The following is a 19,340-nucleotide window of genomic DNA, read 5'->3' as shown; positions in this document are numbered from 1 at the left end:
CTTCAGTGAATTTCCTCCCAGCTCTTTGAATCCCAGGGGATTAAAGCCTTTCCAGGGAGAACGCTTCCGCATTGGAGCGGTGCGGCCGCTGCTTCCGATGCTCGCCCTCGCGGCTCTTCTCCTTGCGCCCCCTCTTGCCAGAACCGGCGCGCCCGGAAAGAAACCGCCTTCTCCGCCGAGGCGGAGCTCGGGCCTGCTCGGCTCGCCGCGCTCAAGCCTGATGAATATCAATAATGTTTCGATGTGGGCGACCGATAACGGCATGATGGAGCGCCGGCCGGATGACTTCTCCGCGGGTGTCACATTCCCCCGTGGAACCGGGACCGTCGTCTATGCTGCGGGCTTCCTCTGGTGCGGGAAGGTCTTCGACGGTTCGTTTCCCGCGCTCCGCGTGGGGGGCCAGTCGTACAATTCCGGAACGGTTCCCGGCCGGATCGTCAGGCCGGGCGTCTCCGAAAACCCCGAGAATCCGGACGTCCGGATTTACCGGATCAGGCGCGAGTGGGGGACGGCCGACCTGAAGGAGGACGCTTCCGAGTTCTACGGCGTGGCGCCCTCGCGCGTGACCGGCGAGCAGATCCAGACATTGAGGGACCAGTACCGTAAGGATTGGCTCGAATGGCCATGGGAGAAGGGGGCGCCCTACTATGAACGAAACGGAATCCCGGGGTACCAGCCCGCTCCTGACGCGAGCGCCGATTCAACGTCCGACGAACCCGGCCTTGCGAACGCCGACCAGGTACTCTGGTTCGTCTCGAACGATCTGGACCCGGGAGCGACAGGCCGTTTGTACGGATCGCCGCCAATCGGGTTGGAGATGCAGGTCACCTGCTGGGCATTCGCCAGTGCCGATGATCTCAAGAATGTCGTCTACCAGCGGTGCCGGCTCATCTACAAGGGAACTGCGACCACCCCCGCGAACGCCCGCATCGACTCCCTCTATCTTGCGAAGTGGGCGGACACCGACATCGGAGACTACGTCGATGATTACGCGGGGAGTTCGCTCCCCCGGGGGCTGGGCTATGACTACAATTCTGTCGACGTCGATTCGAAATATGCCGGCTTCGGGCTCGTGCCCCCGGTGGCAGGCTACGATCTGCTCGCAGGTCCGAGAGTCGTCCGTCCTGGTTCCTCGGCGCACTGGGACCTGAAGAGTGTCCCCGGGTATGCGAATCTGCCTCCGGCGGCATTCTTCTATTTTAACGGAACCACCAGCACCGTCGATTTCCTGCTCGGCTCGTACACGGGGACGCTGGGATGGTGGAATATTCTCCGCGGGTATGCTCCGTTCACCTCGCCGCCGCAATGCCTTATCGATCCCACGTCTGGGGAATGCACTCCGTTTCAGCTCCCGGGCGATCCGCTCACGCAGGAAGGGTGGGTGGACGGACGGTTCGATCAGGCGGGCGATCGCCGTTTTGTCATTTCCTCCGGTCCCGCTTCCATGGCGCTCGGCGACACGCAGGAGGTTGTCAGCGCTCTGATGGGCGCGATGGGGACAGACGCCCGCTCCGGAATCACCCCCCTTGAAGCGACGGACGATGCCGCGCAGGATGCGTTCAACCTCAATTTTGAAAGCCCGGACCCGATTCCGGTTCCTTCCCTGAGAATCGTCGAACTCGAAAACAAGCTGATCCTCGACTGGGAGAAGGATACCGCGCAGACGAGAAGGATCGAATCGTACAATTCGAAGGGATATCGCTTCGAGACATACCGTCTCTATCAACTCCCCCTGCCGGGAGCCGGAATCGGGAGCGCGAAGCAGCTACCGGCTTTTGTCGTATCTTCCCCGCGTTTCGTCACCGTCACATCCGACCTCTTCCGGGGAGGAACGCTCGTGAACGGCCAGCAATACTACTATGCCGTCTCGGCCGTGATGCAGAATCCCGACCCCTCGATCTCGAAACGGAGAATCGAGTCGCCGCTCGTCCTTCACACATCGACACCCCACAGCCCGAATCCCGGCACGGTCTATCCCTACCGCGCGGGGGATTTGATACCCGGTATCAGGAACAATGTGGGGATCAACGATGCCGTCGTCAACGTCGCCTGGCTGGATCCGACCCGGCCGGACGGCCATACCTACAAGATTCTGTTCCATGTCCCGCGCAACACACAGGAGTTTTTGGACAAGAAGCCGAGATTCGATTTCATCGACTCGACCTTGAACGACACGCTTCTTCACCGCGTGCGGTTGGACACGATTCCCGCGAGAATCGAGACCCGCGGGATGACCGTGCAGGCGACCTCCCCGCTCTTCGCGATGAAGGGGGTCTTCGAAGTGGAGTCCCATTATCAACCCGCGAGAAACTTCGTCTTCAACACTCCGAACCCCGGGAAAAACTACATGGTCGTGGCGGCGGGGACATCCGATCTCGACACCCTGCGGGGAGGAAGCGCGCTCGATCTCGACGTCGAGCTTCGGTTCACCGGCGACTCGAGCTGGGCGGTGTTCGTCGGCAGCCTGCCCCGCAGCTCGCGGTGGGTGAGGGTCCCGTTCACGGCCTGGCATGTCATCGTCAACGGGGGCGATACCACCTACCGCCAGCTCTATACCGCGATGAACAACACCGGGTCCGACAGCGTATGGCGGCCGGTCCCATTTCCCGGCCTCGAGTACAACGACATTCCGGTGAAGGCCTACTATCCCGTGACGATCATGGTTGACAGCTTTGCCACCCTGGGAGGGACCTACCACGACGATATCGTCTTCCGGTCCGACTCGGCGCTGACAAAAGCATACATCTGGTCGAATTGTATTGTGAGGAATATCTACAGCTCGATCTGGCGGGCCTACCTCGCCGACGTCGACGGGGACGGGGTGCCCGCCCCGGCCGGGACGATCGTCCGTTTCGAGGCGTACAAGGAGATCCGCGATCTCGACGAAAAGATCTTCCAGTCCTCACCGGTGCTGACGAACGACCTTTCGGCGGCGAGGCGCGAAGTCGACCGTGTGAACGTTTTTCCGAACCCGTACTACGGCATGAACAGCAGGGAGCTCAGCCGGTTTCAGCGGTTCGTCACCTTTAATCATCTCCCCCGGGCCGCAGTCATCCGCATCTTCAACCTGGCGGGGGTGCACGTGAGGACGATACGGAAGGACGACGACTCCCAGTTCGCGACGTGGGATTTGAACAACGAAAACGGCCTGCCGGCGGCAGGCGGACTCTACCTCGCGCACCTCGAACTGCGCGACGCAAATGGAATCGACCTTGGTGAGAAAACGCTGAAGCTGATGATCGTCCGCGAAGAGCAGGCGGCAGGGGGGAGCCGGTGATGAAGCCGTGGGTCCGATGCTGACGCCCCGTACAATGGCTCGCGTCTCCGGCAGAAGGAGCATTGCCGCGGCGGCTCTCCTGTTCGCGGCGTTCCTCATGTTGCCGCTCAACGGCGCCTTCGCCGGGCGGGGGGATAAATCGGGCACAGCCGGCGCTTCCCAGTTGTTGATTCCCGTCGGTGCGGTCTCCATTGCGCTCGGGGGGGCGGGACTCGCGACCTCCACCGGCGTGGAAGCGATGTACTGGAATCCCGCGGGTCTCGCGCGCCAGGAAAACGGCACAGACCTGATGTTCTCTCATATGACCTACCTTGCCGATATCAACGTTGAGTATGCCGGGGTGAGCACGCGCGTCGGGAGCCTGGGCCATCTCGGGTTGTCTCTGAAATCGCTCGTGGTGGGATCGATACCGGTGACGACGGAAGACGCCCCCGACGGGACGGGAGAGACCGCGTCTCCCACCTTCGTCGTCGTCGGCGGAACGTTCTCCCGTCAGGTGTCCGAAAAGATTTTTGTCGGGATCACGACGAACATCATCTATGAAAGCATGGACCGCGTGTCGGCATCGGGCGTGGCGTTCAGCGCCGGCGTGCAATACCTGGGCCTCGGAGGCATCGAAGGGCTCAGCCTCGGAGTCGCGGTGAAGAATGTCGGGCCGGGATTGAAATACGACGGATCCGGTCTCTTGAGAAACGCGGATATCGGGGATGCCTCGCGGGGGATCTCGCCGGTAAAAATCCAGGCGGCGCAGGCCGAGCTTCCTTCGACAATCGAATTCGGTCTGGGATATACGTTTAACCCGAGCGATCGGAACACGCTGAGATTCAGCTCGGTATTCCAGAATAACAACTACTCCGAAGACGAGTACCGGTTCGGGGGGGAGTACCTCTACGACAACCTTGTCGCCCTGAGGGCCGGCATGACCGTATCCCCCCAGGACCCCGGAAATGAGTATATTTACGGGCCATCAGGCGGAATAGGGATCCATACCGTCGTCAACGAAGTGAGGGTGTCGGTCGACTATGCCTACCGCTGGGTTCGTTACTTCAGCGGCAACCATGTCGTTACTCTGAGTGTCGGTTTTTAGGGCATTCTGGCTTCGGCTTGGTGCGTGCTCCCGCGCTCTGAAAAATTCGCAAAAAAATATAATCCTTCAAATCTGCAGAATTTTGAAAAAAAGGCTTGACAATATTTCTGAAAAAATATATATTCAATCTGTCCCCAGGTCGTATCTCGACCAAGTGCAGCACGTAGTAGAGCTCGGATTTTCACCTTTTTCTTAAAACTCTTCGCACCACACACTATCAATCAACAAGAGTTGCTGAAAGGAGTAGTGCCTATGCGGTTTTTTACAGCCTTCCTCTGCGTAGTTCTATTTAGTTGTTTCTCCCTTGCGCAGAAGAAATACCTCGTCTCCCCCAATCAGGAAGTTATCCCCATCCCTCGCGGCAGTTCCGCTCAGAAATTGATCGAAAAGTACAACAAGGAGCGTGCGGCTCAGAGCGTGCTGGATAACTGCAGCGGAGGAGCACAGTTTGGATTCGATCCGCTGCACTTTCCTATCGATTCTCGTTTTGGATTCAGTCACAAGGATGTCATGGGCGAATGGTTCGTCGCTCCCGCGCGCGGCACTGTCGACACGTTTTTCTTCCAGCAGCCCGCCGGCTCGACGATTTCCGCTCTTGACTCCCAGGTCATCGTCCGGATCTTCAAATCCAACATCTCTCCCGGTCACGGTCCCGGTTATGATTACCCGCGGCCCTGCAGGAGCTGGGGTTACTGGCTGAGCACCGCCGATCTTGAGAACGGCGTTGCGCCCTTCATCGAAGACGCAACCGACACCAACTGGCACTCGACGATTGAAACGAACGGAGGGACAATCCCGTCGTTCGAACCGTTCGGCCTGAGCGTATGGGGTCTGAGCGGCGTTCCGGTCAAGATTGTTTCTCAGGGTGTTACAGAAGTCCCGATGGACATCATCCCGGGCGGGTTCCAGATCAAGCATCACTCCGCCGGCGTAAAAGATACGATCGACATCGGCGAGACGTTCTTCTTCTCGCTCAAGATGAATTCGCAGGCGGCACCGCAGGCGTATCCTGACCCGGCCCCGACGCAGTTCGGCGCCAACGGCAACAATCCTCCGTACCCGCCATTCCCGGCGCGTAACTGGAAATTTTATGAGCACGATTCAGGGCCCTCCAACTGCGCGGGGACCCCGGCCTCTGCAATCAAGAAGGGGTGGGTGGCGCGCGGACCTCTGGTGGACGACACCACGGCGGGCGCGGTGTACGATGTGTGGTACATCATGACTCCCACCACGAACGTTCCTCCGAAGATCAATAGCGTCGACGGTCCCGTGAACACGATCTCGACGAACAGCCAGACCATTACCGCGGAAATATTCGACTGCGACGCCGAGCAACCGACGCACGCCGGCATTCAAACGGCGAGCATGCAATATACGGTTACGGACCTCGCCGGAAATACGCTCTCGAGCGGTTCCGCATCGCTCGACAATATCGGAGGCGACACCTTCCTTGGATCCCTCCCCGGAACCAATGCGAAGAACAGAATCGTGCGGTACAAGGTGTATGCATACGATTCGACCGGCCTTGCGGATTCCTCTTCGGATTTCAGATACAAGGTTGTCGACTTTAACAGCACCTACTACAGGGCCGACACGACAGTCGCCTGCACCCCGATGAGCATCGTCGGGACGGGCACGGTGATCGATACCTCCAAGTGGTTCCTGCCTCCCGGAACGACCAACACGCATCCGGGTGACGACGGAACAGCCGGTCCCTACTCGCTCGGCGGTTCGTTCATCTATTTCGGCGACACGTTGAATTACGCGTGGGTCGGCGTGAACGGCGCAATCGCGCTCTCGAAGGGTGTGACCGATACGCTCGACGTCAACTCGAACGGATTTGCTACCGACGGGTTCGACCTTCCGCAGCGCCAGCACCAGGGGCGGCCCGATACCACACGCCGCGCCGCGGGCTTCATGCCGAAGAATATGATCGCCCCGTTCTGGGCGGACTGGATCAGCAAGCAGGATTCCCCGATCGCGACGTTCGGACATGTCCGGACGAGCACCACGGCTTTCCCGGGCAAGTTTATCGCCGAGTGGGATTCGAGCGGTGATTTCGACGCGACCGGAGCGATCGCGGATAACGACGTCTTCCGTGTGGTTCTTGATCGCGCGGCCGGGACGATACAGTTCCAGTACACCTCGATCGGAATCGGCGGCCTCGATACGTTGAACCTGACCGGTTTGAACTCGGATTCATTGAAGCATCCTCCGGGTCCGATCGCCCCGTTCAATTACTTTAACAAGGACGGATTCCCCGCCCAGAGCCACCTGCACGCCGGCTTGTGCGTCACGTACTACCCGGTGCTTTACACGGTCGCAGGGACAGACGGATGGAACCTCGTCTCGGTTGGGCAGACTCCTCCGAGTCACGCGAAGTCGTTCCTTTATCCGACCGCGGTTTCGCCGAGCGCTTTCGCATACCACGGAAGCTACCAGTCGACACAGACCCTGGCGAACGGGCCCGGGTTTTGGTTGAAATTCAGCGGCTCCCAGACTCTCGATGCGCCGGGAAGTCATCTGACATCCGTTGATGACGCTCTCGATGCGAACTGGAATATGGTCGGCTCTGTCTCGTCTCCCGTGCTGGTCAGCTCATTGACGACGACGCCCCCCGGAATCATCACATCGCCCTTCTTCGGATTCAGCGGTTCCTACACCGTGGCGACGACCATCGCTCCCGGAAAAGGATACTGGGTGAAAACCAGCGCACCCGGGACGCTGCATATCGTCGGGACCGGTGCGGTGCCGAAGCAGGCTCCCGGAATCGAAGAGCTTGCGGCGCTCGACAAGGTCACGATCCAGGACAAGATGGGACGCGCCCAGACGCTCTATGTCGGCTCCGACGGCGTCCTCAGCGCGGCAGCTGCCGGCAAGTACGAGATGCCTCCTTCCGCACCCGAAGGCGCATTGAACGTGCGCTTCTCCTCGGGCAGGATGGTTGAGGTCTATCCCGCGCAGGCAGATCCCTCGAAGACCTACGAGTACCCGATTTCGATGCAGGGTGCCGTGTATCCGCTCATTGTCAGATGGGAAGCCGCTCGCGGCGGCACACAGAAGCTTGCTCTCATGGCCGTTGCGGCGAAGGACAGCAAGATGCTGGGTGTCATCGATGGAAGCGGGAAGGTGACGATCACGGATGCAAACGTGACGAAGCTGGTGCTGAAGCTGACGGAAGGACTGTCAGTACCGAAGGTGTTTGCACTATCCCAGAATTATCCGAATCCCTTCAACCCGACGACGCACTTCAGCGTTGATATTCCGAGAGCGGCAGTGGTCGACATCACAGTGTACGACGTGCTGGGCCGGAAGATCACGACTCTGATGAGCGGCGAGCAGGAGGCAGGCTACCATGTGATGGAGTGGGATTCGAAAGACGGACATGGCTTGAACGTCCCGTCGGGAATGTACATGGTCCGCATGACCGCCGGCGACTTCAGCGCGGTCAGAAAGATCATGTTGATGAAGTAACGGTCTGGAGAAGATCCCGTCCCGGGTCCGGGACGGGATCCTCTCTGATGAGACTGCGAAAGCCCGGCGCCATCTCAATCGCTAATCACCCATCATCCATACTAAATTAAAGAGGTTCCTATGAAGAAGGCTAGCGGATTTATCGTCCTGATGTGTTTGGGTGTGTTGATGCTCTCCCAGACCGTCATGGCGCAGAAAGTAAAGGTGCCGATTCACGTCACCGACAACGTAGGCGCGGTGAACATCGTCATCGGTTTTGACCCGGCAGCGACAAACCACATCGATTCGGCATTGGGAGAAGAGGAGCAACCGGTCGAACCTCCGGGTGGATCTTTTGACGCACGGTCGATCACGATCCTATCCGGCACCGGCAAGGACACATGCCTTCTGGGACTGATCAAGAACCTGCACAAGGGAGTATCCACGGCCCAATCCGACCGCTGGAGAATCTCCTTCAAGAGCGACTCCTCGGGCGACTCCGTGACATTCTCGTGGCCCGCGAACCTCACCGACTCCGCAGGCGGCAAATGGACTCTCCAGGACGGTTCGGGATCGAACCTGTTCCCGGATGTGAACATGGCGACTCAGACTTCCTTCACCTATCCGGCGAAGTCTCTCGGCGACCAGTATATCTTCATCAAGACGCAGGATAAGTCGACCTACCGCACGTTCCTGCCCGAAGAGATTGCACTCTCTCTTAATAGCAAGGCGAAGGTGTCAACCGCGGAAAAACGGAAGGCGTATGCGAGCTTCGGCTGCTTCACCTTCAATAATCCCAACATCCCGCCCGAGAACGCGGTCGCGCTCCACGTCGAATTCGACCAGGCGGTGATTCCTCCTCCGGGCGGAGGTGATGAATCCCCGGTGAGCTTCGGTCCGTTCACGGTGGCCAATAGCCCCGATGCGCCACTCAAGAAAAAGAAGTGGGATTTCACGGTTCCCGCCGGACCGGTGGGCGCCTCGGTGGACATCTGCACCTACGGAAACAAGGGCAAATTGCCGGCGGCGAAGAAATACTGGTGGCTGGACGGCACGAATACGATCATCGGCGGCAAGCTCGGTCCGGCGACTCTGAACGCCTCGCAGCTTCTGCTGAAGATGCCCAACATCAATAACGTGGGCGAAGAGCTTTACTCCCAGGGCGCGTTCCCTGAGATCGATGGAAAGGGGAAACCCGTAGGAATCAGGCTCGGGATCTCTGCGCAGGCGGGTGTGGATGAAAAACTCGCTCCCATCTTCAAGGAAGTCACGCATCCGAAGTGGAAAGACGCGACGAAGACGCTGTACAGCAAGAAGGCGGCCGGATTTGTCAGCTCAGGCGCCCCCCGCTGCCTCAACATCTTCGACACCAGCCTGAAGGATATCGTGAAAGTGCAGAAGAGCCTCCCGCCCGACAAGCACAACAACAAGCTTGTTTCGGAAGTGCTTGCGCTGAAGTTCAACATCGCAGCGAGCGCAAACGCGAAGACCGCTCCGGGGCTCGGTGCGTTCACGTATGTCGGCGGCAGGTATAACGGGCAGACGCTTGACCATCTTGCGATTATCTGCGACAGCGCTCTGTCGTGCCAGTCGCAAAGTATTGTCGGCAGCGACCCGGATAGCCTCCTGCAGCTTTACAACGTCATCCGGGCGATCGACAGCGCGTTCAGCGGACCCTTCGACACCGTGTCGTTCGGTTCGAAGACGGTCGTGACCGGCGTGCGGTCGGCTTCGGATGTCGCCTACCTCCACAAGGGGACGGAAGCCACTCCGTTTGTGATCAACAGGCCGTTCGTGGATCCGAATCCGATTCCCGGGACTTTCACGCTCCGGCAGAATTACCCGAACCCGTTCAACCCGACGACGACGATCGAGTTTGCGCTCCCGACGGACGCGTTCGTGTCGGTGAAGATCTACAATATCCTGGGTCAGGAGATCGCCACGCTCTACGATCATGAGCTCCTTGACGCGGGAACGACCTCTGTCGATTTCGACGCCTCGAGACTGACATCCGGAGTCTACTTCTACCGGGTTGTCGCCCAGGCGATCGATGACGACGGGGCGGTGTCCGGCGATTATTACACAAGCGTTAAGAAGATGATGTTGTTGAAGTAAGCCCTTACGGGTTCCTGCATGGTTGCGTGGCCGCTCTTGAAGCGGCCACGCAACCCGGCAAGGAGGCAAGGGAACCTGCGGTTGGCCTATGCAACTCGTCACGAGTGTACACCCGCAATACCCGATGATGATCATCAGAAAGGAGTGTATCAGACGCCTCCAATGAGACAGTCCTAATGAATATCGGTTTTAACAAGCATTCAAAGAGTAGTCAATTTTTGTAATTCTAAATTTCTCTAATCCACCATATCACTAACCATCCAGTAAGGAGTAAAACATGAAAAGCTTCATGTTGGCGCTGGCCCTCGTCTTATTCATCGGGCTGAACCATGTCGTACTCGCGCAGAGCGAAGCAGAAGCGCTGGTAACGGCAAGTGTTGAGAATGCCTTGACGCTCGTCAACGTCGACGGCGACTGGGGCGTGTTGTCCCCGGGACAGACCTACGTCATCACACCGGGCGGATTCAAGGATCCTCCGGGACCTGGTGAAGGCGCGGGAATTGTCGTCGGACCGGTCGGTTTTGAAGTCGATGGAAACGCCGGCTCGAACGTCGTTATCACAATGGTACTTCCGGCGCAGTTACAGTCGGATGACGAAAACGGCGGCATCCCCACAGGCAACTGGACGTTCGGATGGAACTATGACAACGATCCGACCGCTCCGTTTGCAGCAGCAGGCCCGGTTGTCGGTAGCGCAGTGAATCTTACGATCGGCGGCGGCGGAGCGACGGGATTGTTCCTCGGCGCGACGTTGTTGGTTCCCCAGACGGCATTCGCCGGCGGGTACACCGGTCAGATCATCGGTTCCGCAGCCTACACAGGGAACTGAGCTTTAGTTCTTTTGTACTGTTTTCCAAATGAAGGGGTACCAATGGTTATGAAAAATGATCAGAGGTACCTCTTCATTTAATTAGAGGAACGCGCGACTGTCGCACCTCCCTTTGAAAGTTTTGATTCCCTGGGGGCGAGAAGGGCCAACGAAACAGTCTCTTCACCGGAATAGCCTCACCAATCCTCTCTGCCTTCCGGCGCGTTCTGGAATCACCCGGCGAGCATCACCTACTAACACACTTGGGAATGATGGAAACATTGCGAGATACCAAGAGCAGAAGAAGCCCCTTCCTTGTTTCGCGCTTCGCGTGGATTGCCGGACTACTCCTCGCGCTGCTCACCCCGGCGAATCTTCTCGCCGGCGTCGATGTCTATCCCCTTTATCTCTTCCTCACCCTCCCGAGCAGGACGGTTTCGGTAAGCGTGACCAACCCGACCGAAACCCGCCAGGAGGCGTGGGTGGAATTCAAGTACGGCTATCCCGTCGCGGGCGATAGCGGTAAATTTGCGATGCACTATGTCGATTCGCCTTATGTGAACGAGCCCGCGGCCGTCACATGGATCAGGGCGTTTCCACAGCGGTTTGTGCTCGGACCCAAGGAGTCGCAGCTGGTGCGCGTCATGATTTCTCCCCCTCCGGGCCTGGCACCGGGGGAGTACTGGGCGCGGGTCGTGGTAAGTTCCTTCGACCGGGAATTGAAGAACAAAGCGGCGACCGCTCCCGGCGGCAATCTCCAGATGCACCTGCAATACATCTCCCAGATCGATATCCCTCTCCATTACCGGGTCGGCCACGTTACGACGGGGCTTACGATCACTCACGTGACGGGATCGCCGCTCAAGGGAAAACTCCTTCTTGGCATCGGTCTTAACAGGACCGGGACGGCTTCGTATTGGGGGACCATGTCTCTCCGGTTGAGAAACCACGACGGCCAGATCGTGAAGAGCGACGATCATCAGGTCGCAGTCTACAAAGATATCGACTATCCTTACCTCCTTGACGTGTCCACAGTCCCGGCCGGGACCTATAGCCTGGAAGTGACCTTCGCAACGCGCAGGCCGGGTGTGCAGAACGAGTATCTGATCAAGACCGATCCGGTCAAGTACACCCAAGAAATCACGCTTCCCTGAGGGTGGCCGTGGCTGAACAGGGAGCTGATGCATGAGGGCGAAATGGATCTTGTCTCTTCTCATATTTGTTACTCTCGGCGCCATGAGTGGCCGCGCGCAGACCAGGCCGGCGGCTGATACGGTGCAGATGGTCCCCGTGACGCTGACGATCAGGGGGATCGGCAGAACCGAATTCGATATCATTGCGCGCGGAACACAGGTCTATGTTCCCATGGTCGCGCTGTTCAAGTTTCTCCGTCTCAACTACAACTACAACGCCGCCACCGGGGTTGTGGACGGCTTCTACATTCGCCCCGACAACTCCTACCGGATCGACGCCGGCGCCCCGTCCGCGAAAGTCGGGGGCAAATCCCCCTCAATCGCTCCGAACGACGCCGTGATTCGTCCCGGGGACCTCTTTCTTCGGATCGACCTGTTTGAAGCCCTGTTCGGTCTCCAGCTGAAGTATAACCCGCGGCGGCTCGATATCACCCTGACCACCAAGGAGGCGCTTCCGATTTTTCTCGAGCGCGACAGGGAATACGCCCGGCGAAGAAAATTCCTGTTGGGAAAAATTCCGCTGGCGGAGTACACGCTGCCCCGTCAGGTCTCCGCTTTCGGAGTCGGGAGGTTGGACTATTCGTTTGGGGCGCAGGAATCGCAGCACGGGATTCCGCGGCAGGATTTTTCACTGCGGCTCGGCAACCAGTTCCTGTACGGCGATCTGGATACGCGGTTTGATGGCCAGAGCCATCATGACCCGACATGGAATGACGTGAGTTCGCGCCTGCGCTACGCGTTCCTCGACAATTCTGCCGTCAGGCAGATCAACCTGGGGGATATTATCACGACCGGACTCGTCCCCTCCAGCGTGTTCGGCGCTGAGATTACGAACAGGCCGGCGCCGCGCAGGCTTCTGTTCGTGACGGAAAACATCGAGGGACAGTTGCAGACCGGCGAGCTTTCCGATTTGTATTACGGCGGATCCCTGATCGATTTCCAGGCCGGAACCGCCTCGGGCCGCTTCAATTTTCCGACTCTGATTACCTACGGCGTCACGAATTACACCGTGAAAAAGTACGACCAGTTCGGCGTCGAGTACGATATCGACTACCGGATCGTCGTTCCGCCCACGATGATCCCGCCCGGGGAGGTCCAGTACAGCCTCGCCGGCGGCGAGATGCGGCTCCTGAACGACGAGTGGTACGGGAACGGCGTGATCCAATGGGGCGTCAATGACGCGCTCACGATCGGGACGGGGATCGACTACTATTCTCCCACGCTCTTTAACGTGAACCGTAAGTTCCATCCGCTCTTCACGACGACCGCGAGGATTACGGGGTCGCTGTTCGGCGACTTTACCTACGCGCCCACGGCGTTCTCCACGGCGCAGTTGAGCCTCAGCTATCCGACCTCGGCGGGCGGGTCGCTCACCTATTCGTGGTTTGCGCGAAACGTCTTTTACAATCCGCGGAACATCACCGATGAAGGGACCGCGACGGTGAACCTGCCGCTCCGGATCGGCGGCTCGAGGTTGGGCCTCGATCTCCTCGGAAGGCAGACCATGTTCGCGTCGGGCCGCGAACGGATTTTCCAGATCTCTCTGGGCGGGCAGCTCGGCATCTTCACTCCCCGCATCACTCACCGCCGGTCGTGGAAGGTCGATCCTCAGGGTGAGACGGTCCTGGACGCCTTCACCTCGGTCTCGCTCGCGATCCGGGCTCCCTCGGGCTTTCTGCTCCGCGGTGCCACCCGGTATTTCCATACCGACGGGGGTTTCAGGGATCTCCGCATCGATTTCAGCAAGCGCGTTACGCGGGAATTCTGGCTCGACGTCTTCTACCAGAGAGCGTTCGAAGCGCAGAATACGCTGGCCGGCGTCCAGGTCTCCTACTATTTTCCGTTCAGCCTGTTCCGTGCGGTGGTCGCTTCCGGAGGGCAGGGCGGCTTCCGGGCGTCGGAGAGTGTCACCGGCTCCATCGGATATTCCTCCGCGTCGAACCATTTCTTCTTCGACTACCTCAACTCGAGAGTCGGATTCGGCGGCCTGAACGTTCAGCCGTTTGTCGATGCCAACGCCAACGGTGTGCGCGATCCGGGCGAAGAAGTCGTCACGAAAGCCCGCATCAGGAGTTCCAGCCTCTTCGGCAATCAGTATCTGCGATACACGCCCGGGATCGGATTTGGCCTCCAGCATACTCTCCCCTATGAGGAGTATGTGATGACGCTGGAACCCCAGACGCTGGACAACCCCCTCTGGGTTCCGCGGTATCTGAACGTGGCCGCGTTCTCGGAGCCGAATCAGTTCAGCCAGGTCGATCTCCCGATCGTTGTGGGCGGCATCGTCCGGGGAAAGATCGAATTTACGGGAGAGAAGAAAGTGCTCCCGGCGGAAGGGCTCAACGTGACTCTCCGGGCGGAGAATGCGCCCGCTGATGAGAAGGCGTTCTCGCTCACGGCCATCACGTATTCCACCGGCGAGTTTGAGTTCATCGGAGTGCCGCCGGGGACCTACAGGGTTTCGCTGGAGCAGTCCCAGGTCACCCAGCAGGGCTATATCGCAAAGGAATTGTTCCGTGTCGTCGAGGTGCATGCAAAGGCCGAGGGGGACGAAGTGGCGGGAGTAGATTTCCTGTTGTCGAGATGAGAAAAGAGATTGTCATCCTGCGCGGTTGTCATCCTGAGCACGTTCGCTTCGCTCAGTGTAGACTCCGCGAAGGATCCCCTACGGCGTCGAAACAGCAAAGACAGATTCTTCGTCGCTTCGCTCCTCAGAATGACACGCTAAGGGGTTTGGTCATGGATGGCGGATGTCGGGTCACACTGTGTCGGAGGGTACTATGAATGGAGAGAATATGAAAGGGCGGGTGCGTGCGAGCCGGTTCGCGTTTCTGATGCTCGCGGCTCTCGCGCTCTTCCTTGCGGGGACGAGCCGTTGCAAGGCGCAGGACGGCGCGGATACGACCGATGCGTTCTACAACCAGGATAATTCCGATCCGGGAGTTCTTTACGGCGATTCGGTGTTTTATGTAGATGACCTGGACCTTGCCGCTGACACGTTGATGCCTTCCTGGCAATGGCAAAACCCCGTTTTGAATGGGAATAACCTCTACGGGGTCGATCTTCTGAACCGGGATTCCGTCCTGTTCGTCGGGCAGCTCGGCACAAGCCTCATGTCGAGCGACGCCGGGACGACCTGGAACCCGCGGATCGTCACCGGGGGTGTGAGCGGTTTCCTCTCGGCGGTCAATCTGGTCAGCCCCGATTCGGCATTCGCGGTCGGCTCGTTCGGCTCGATCGTCCGGACGACCGATGCGGGCGCGACCTGGCACCGGCTGGTTTCGAATACCTCGTCCGCCCTCTATGGACTCTTCTTTATTGACAATCTCCGCGGGTGGGTCGTGGGTCACGTCGGAATTCTTCTTTCGACGGTGGACGGGGGCATCACCTGGAACCGGACCGTCCTCCCCACCTCGAAGAACCTGAACGACGTCCGGTTCGTCGATCCCTCCTACGGTTGGGTCGTCGGAGACAGCGGCACGGTGTTTGCGACGACCGACGGAGGCGCAACCTGGACCGCGAAAAATCCCGGGACCATCAGCCATCTCAGCTCCGCTTCGTTTGTCGACCGCACGCACGGCTTTGCCGTCGGGCAGACCGGCACGATCATCGCCACAATTGACGGCGGTGATCACTGGATCAGTTTCGCTCCCGTGACCGCCAGCTTTCTGTACGGGGTGCAATTCCTCGATCGGAATAACGGCTGGATCGTGGGCGACAGGGGAAAAATCTACAAGACCGTGAATGCCGGCGGGATCTGGAATCTCCAGAACTCGGGCTCGGTCCGCTCGCTGACCGGTCTGAAGTTCGCCGATTTGAATAACGGCTGGGTCGTGGGGACGGGCGGAGAAATGCTCGCGACGACCGACGGCGGCGTGACCTGGATGCATAAGTCGCATGAAGTCCAGATCTCGTCGAACCTGCTCGCAGTCTCGTTCCCCGACACGCTCAACGGATGGGTCGTCGGAAACCGCGGGGTGGTCCTCCATACCACAAACGGCGGGGGAACCTGGGCGCCACAATCCTCCGGCCTCTTGAAAAACCTGACAGGGCTCTATTTCCGCGACGCTTTGAACGGTTGGGCGGCGGGGAAGAGCGGCCTTCTGCTCAAGACCATCGACGGCGGCGCGAGCTGGGTCCCGTCGCCGACCGGCAACAGTCTGAACTATAACGCCATCCAGTTTATCGACCCGCAGACCGGGTATCTCGCGGCCAACGCCGGCAAGATATTGCGGACGACGAACGGGGGTGTGAGTTGGTCCCCGATCTTCACGCGCACCGGAAAGAATTTTTACGGCATTCAATTTCTGAATTCGGAATACGGCTGGGCGGCGGGTTCCGGCGGCGTTCTCTCCGCCACGACAAACGGCGGAGCCGATTGGGTTACGCAGCCGACGAACACGACACGCACCCTGCGCGCGGTAAACTTCTCCTCGGAGACCGACGGGTGGGCCGTGGGAGATCGGGGCACGATTCTGCACACCTCCGACGGAGGATTCTCCTGGGCCGCTCAAATTTCAGGCACGGTCCGCTCGTTGACCGCGATCCAATGCTACGATGCCACGCACGCATGGGCGTGCGGGATCGGGGGAGTGATGCTTTACACCTCCGACGGCGGAAGCACCTGGGTCGGCCAGGTGTCCGGTACGAGCAGGAACCTCTACGCGCTCGCCGTGCTGAATCCTCTCAATGCGTGGGCCGTCGGCTCAAACGGCGCGATTCTCAAGAACACAAGCCCCGCGTTCATCCAGGCGGGTGCGCCGCTCGCGCCGAGGCAGGCTCCGCTTTCGACCAATTACCCCAACCCGTTCAACCCTTCGACGGTGATCGCCTTCGATCTCCTGAGAGGAGGCACGGTTTCCCTGAAAATATACGATCTCCTCGGCCAGGAGGTCGCCACGCTGGTCCGGGATGAGAAGCTCGAGCCCGGACGGCACTCGCTTCTGTTCAACGGGAGGAATGCGCGGGGAAGGGATCTCCCCTCGGGCGTCTACCTCTACCGGCTCGTAGTCGACGGAGGCAAATTCATAGACGTTCACAAGATGCTGTTGTTGAGATGAGGGTTTGAGCGGGCATGGCCGGGCAGCGGAACACAATCCGGATGGGGACCGCGGGGGCGCCGCGAAGCCCTGGAACACCGACGACCAGATCGACGGTCCGCCGTGCGGTGTTATCGGGTTTTCTCATTCTGGCAGCCGCAACTCTTTCCTTTTCCCAGACCGGCCCAAAGACCGGATGGAACTGGGCGAATCCCCTCCCGCAAGGGAATGACCTCCTCGGCGTCGATGCGATCGACGCCAATACCATCGTCGCGGTCGGCAAACTCGGCACCTGCCTGAGAAGCGTCGACGGGGGCGCGACCTGGCGGACCCTTGAAGTCACCGCAAACCCCGAAATCAACCTGAAGTCCGTTTTCTTCCCGAACCCCTCCACCGGCTGGATCGTCGGCAGCTCCGGAAGCATCTTCTTCACAAGCGACAGCGGCACGGATTGGGTTGCGAGGAATTCACCGGCGGGCGGCAGGGGACTGAACTCGGTGGCCGGCGCCGGCGGAAATGTCGGTTTTTGCGCGGGCGATTCCGGGGCGATCCTTCGGACGACAGACGGCGGAATCCAGTGGAAGTTGCTCGTGAGCCATACCACCCAGGACCTGAGATCCGTCTTTTTCCCCACGCGCACGACAGGTTACTGCGTCGGCGATTTCGCGACACTCCTCAAGACGACGAACGGGGGAGACACCTGGTTCAATGTCCCCGACTCGTCCCAGCTTATCCGGGATTACCAGTCCGTCTATTTCGTCAACCGTGACACCGGGTGGGTCGCCGGCTCCTCAGGCCTCGTCCTCGCGACGACAAACGGAGGCGCCAACTGGATCCGGCAGTTCACGGGCACTTCGACAATTCTGTCCCGCATCACGTTCGTTTCTCCGACGGTCGGACTTGCGGTCGGGGGGCGGGTTCTCCTCCAGACCTCGAACGGCGGAACCTCCTGGTCCTCCTCGGTGCTCGACTCCGTGAACTCTCTGAGAGACCTGTCCTTCGGCGATGCCTCCAACGGCTGGATCGTCGGCGACAACGGAGAGATCAAGTACACGGTCAATCAGGGAGGTGTCTGGACCCGGTTTCGCAATAATGTGACGGTCGACCTCTTTGGGACGACGTTCCGGGATCCGGTCCTCGGGTGGGCGGTGGGAGCCCAGGGAACGGTGATCCGCACCTCGGACGGAGGAGCCACCTGGGCGAAGGAGGCCACGCCGACGAGAAGCGCCCTCCGGGCGACTTACTTCACCTCCGACAGCAAGGGCTGGGCCGCCGGAGACGCCGGAACCCTGATCGGCACAACGGACGGATTCACCTGGTCGAAAGTCGAATTGGATTCGTCGAATGCGCTCCTCTCCATTTACTTTCCCGACCCCCAGAACGGCTGGGTCGTGGGCCAGCGGGGCACCATCCTCCACACCTCGAACGGGGGGACTGACTGGTCTGAAACCGCGCTCGACACTTCGCTCACCCTCAGTTCGGTCTTCTTCGTTGACAATCAGACCGGTTGGATCACGTCGGTCTTCGGCGCGAATTCGGACACGACTTCGATCTTGAAGACGACCGACGGAGGCGCGACCTGGACCGAGGTCGCGAGGGATGCCAGAGCCCTCTTTCAAATCCAGTTCATTAATTCCGACACCGGCTGGGCCGTCGGAAGGTTTCACCGGCTGATCAAGTCCACGAACGGCGGGCTCACCTGGCACCCTGAGATCACCCCGTTCCTCGGGACGCAGCATTTTCTTGCCCTCGACTTTGTCGACAAGAATTCGGGCTGGGTTGTCGGGAGCTCCGGAACGATTCTCCATACCTCGAACGGCGGAGACGATTGGATCGTCCAGGCGACGACGTCCGCCCGGCTTCTCTATGGCGTTTCCTTCACGGACAATGACCATGGCTGGATCGTCGGATCGAACGGTTGCATTCTCGTCACTTCCGACGGCGGAGGCGCTCCTCCCGCGCCTCCTCCGGCGCCGCCCAACTACGAAGTGGAGCATGTCGGACAGAGCCTCCCCAATCCGTTCATCCCGAAGCAAACCCCCTTCGCGCTGATTCCGTTTCAGCTGAAGATCCGGTCGAGTGTCGTGATCAAGGTCTATGACGCCCTCGGACGGCTGATGCGCGTTGTCGACGCGGGAAATTTCGAGCCCGGCCTCCACGACCAGACGAGCGGTGCGCCCGGTTGGGACGGAAAAGACAGCTTTGGTTCTCCCGTGCCCACCGGCATCTACTTCTACCGGGTGATCACCAAAGAGTTCATCGAAACACACCGGATGATTCTGTTGCGGTGACGGCTACCTGTACCTCAGCGGAAACGGTAGCCGCAGGCTTTAGCCTGCGGTCCGCGACCTTCAGGTCGCGGATTCCG

Annotated in this window: 9 protein-coding genes; all 9 read left to right on the top strand. The window is 59.6% G+C overall.

Going from position 1 to position 19,340, the window contains the following annotated elements; genetic code table 11:
* Positions 1-79: 79 nt before the first annotated feature.
* The 9 genes from VI215_02905 (at position 80) to VI215_02865 (ending at position 19,263) form a co-directional block, all read left to right on the top strand.
* Positions 80-3,277, top strand: a complete 3,198-nt coding sequence (locus tag VI215_02905) for a hypothetical protein (GenBank protein ID HEY6191256.1) — start codon at positions 80-82, stop codon at positions 3,275-3,277.
* Between the two features lie 16 nt (positions 3,278-3,293).
* Positions 3,294-4,364, top strand: coding sequence for a PorV/PorQ family protein (locus VI215_02900; GenBank protein ID HEY6191255.1), 1,071 nt, complete (start codon positions 3,294-3,296; stop codon positions 4,362-4,364).
* A gap of 252 nt (positions 4,365-4,616) precedes the next feature.
* Positions 4,617-7,838 (top strand): T9SS type A sorting domain-containing protein, encoded by a 3,222-nt coding sequence (locus VI215_02895; GenBank protein ID HEY6191254.1) that lies wholly within the window; start codon positions 4,617-4,619, stop codon positions 7,836-7,838.
* 120 nt (positions 7,839-7,958) lie between these two features.
* On the top strand, positions 7,959-9,932 hold the full coding sequence (locus VI215_02890; GenBank protein HEY6191253.1) for a T9SS type A sorting domain-containing protein: 1,974 nt from the start codon (positions 7,959-7,961) through the stop codon (positions 9,930-9,932).
* Between the two features lie 277 nt (positions 9,933-10,209).
* Positions 10,210-10,761, top strand: coding sequence for a hypothetical protein (locus tag VI215_02885; protein HEY6191252.1), 552 nt, complete (start codon positions 10,210-10,212; stop codon positions 10,759-10,761).
* A 251-nt stretch (positions 10,762-11,012) separates the two neighbouring features.
* On the top strand, positions 11,013-11,894 hold the full coding sequence (locus VI215_02880; protein HEY6191251.1) for a hypothetical protein: 882 nt from the start codon (positions 11,013-11,015) through the stop codon (positions 11,892-11,894).
* An 82-nt stretch (positions 11,895-11,976) separates the two neighbouring features.
* Positions 11,977-14,520: a hypothetical protein gene (locus VI215_02875; protein HEY6191250.1), complete on the top strand. Its 2,544-nt coding sequence runs from the start codon at positions 11,977-11,979 to the stop codon at positions 14,518-14,520.
* A 208-nt stretch (positions 14,521-14,728) separates the two neighbouring features.
* Positions 14,729-16,993, top strand: coding sequence for a YCF48-related protein (locus VI215_02870; protein HEY6191249.1), 2,265 nt, complete (start codon positions 14,729-14,731; stop codon positions 16,991-16,993).
* A 14-nt stretch (positions 16,994-17,007) separates the two neighbouring features.
* Positions 17,008-19,263 carry a YCF48-related protein gene (locus VI215_02865; GenBank protein HEY6191248.1) on the top strand — a complete coding sequence of 752 codons (2,256 nt, stop codon included), beginning with the start codon at positions 17,008-17,010 and terminating at the stop codon, positions 19,261-19,263.
* The last annotated feature ends 77 nt before the right edge of the window (positions 19,264-19,340 follow it).

It is taken from the genome of Bacteroidota bacterium, from assembly GCA_036522515.1.
Classification (GTDB): domain Bacteria; phylum Bacteroidota; class Ignavibacteria; order UBA10030; family SZUA-254; genus VBOC01.
This window is presented reverse-complemented; position numbering and strand designations above follow the sequence as displayed.

What these genes read in the sequence shown, in the direction of transcription:
- VI215_02890 (HEY6191253.1), top strand. Translation starts at nt 7,959, where the DNA reads ATGAAGAAGGCTAGCGGATTTATCGTCCTGATGTGTTTGGGTGTGTTG.
- VI215_02870 (HEY6191249.1), top strand. Translation starts at nt 14,729, where the DNA reads ATGAAAGGGCGGGTGCGTGCGAGCCGGTTCGCGTTTCTGATGCTCGCG.
- VI215_02895 (HEY6191254.1), top strand. Translation starts at nt 4,617, where the DNA reads ATGCGGTTTTTTACAGCCTTCCTCTGCGTAGTTCTATTTAGTTGTTTC.
- VI215_02865 (HEY6191248.1), top strand. Translation starts at nt 17,008, where the DNA reads ATGGCCGGGCAGCGGAACACAATCCGGATGGGGACCGCGGGGGCGCCG.
- VI215_02900 (HEY6191255.1), top strand. Translation starts at nt 3,294, where the DNA reads ATGCTGACGCCCCGTACAATGGCTCGCGTCTCCGGCAGAAGGAGCATT.
- VI215_02880 (HEY6191251.1), top strand. Translation starts at nt 11,013, where the DNA reads ATGGAAACATTGCGAGATACCAAGAGCAGAAGAAGCCCCTTCCTTGTT.
- VI215_02885 (HEY6191252.1), top strand. Translation starts at nt 10,210, where the DNA reads ATGAAAAGCTTCATGTTGGCGCTGGCCCTCGTCTTATTCATCGGGCTG.
- VI215_02875 (HEY6191250.1), top strand. Translation starts at nt 11,977, where the DNA reads ATGAGTGGCCGCGCGCAGACCAGGCCGGCGGCTGATACGGTGCAGATG.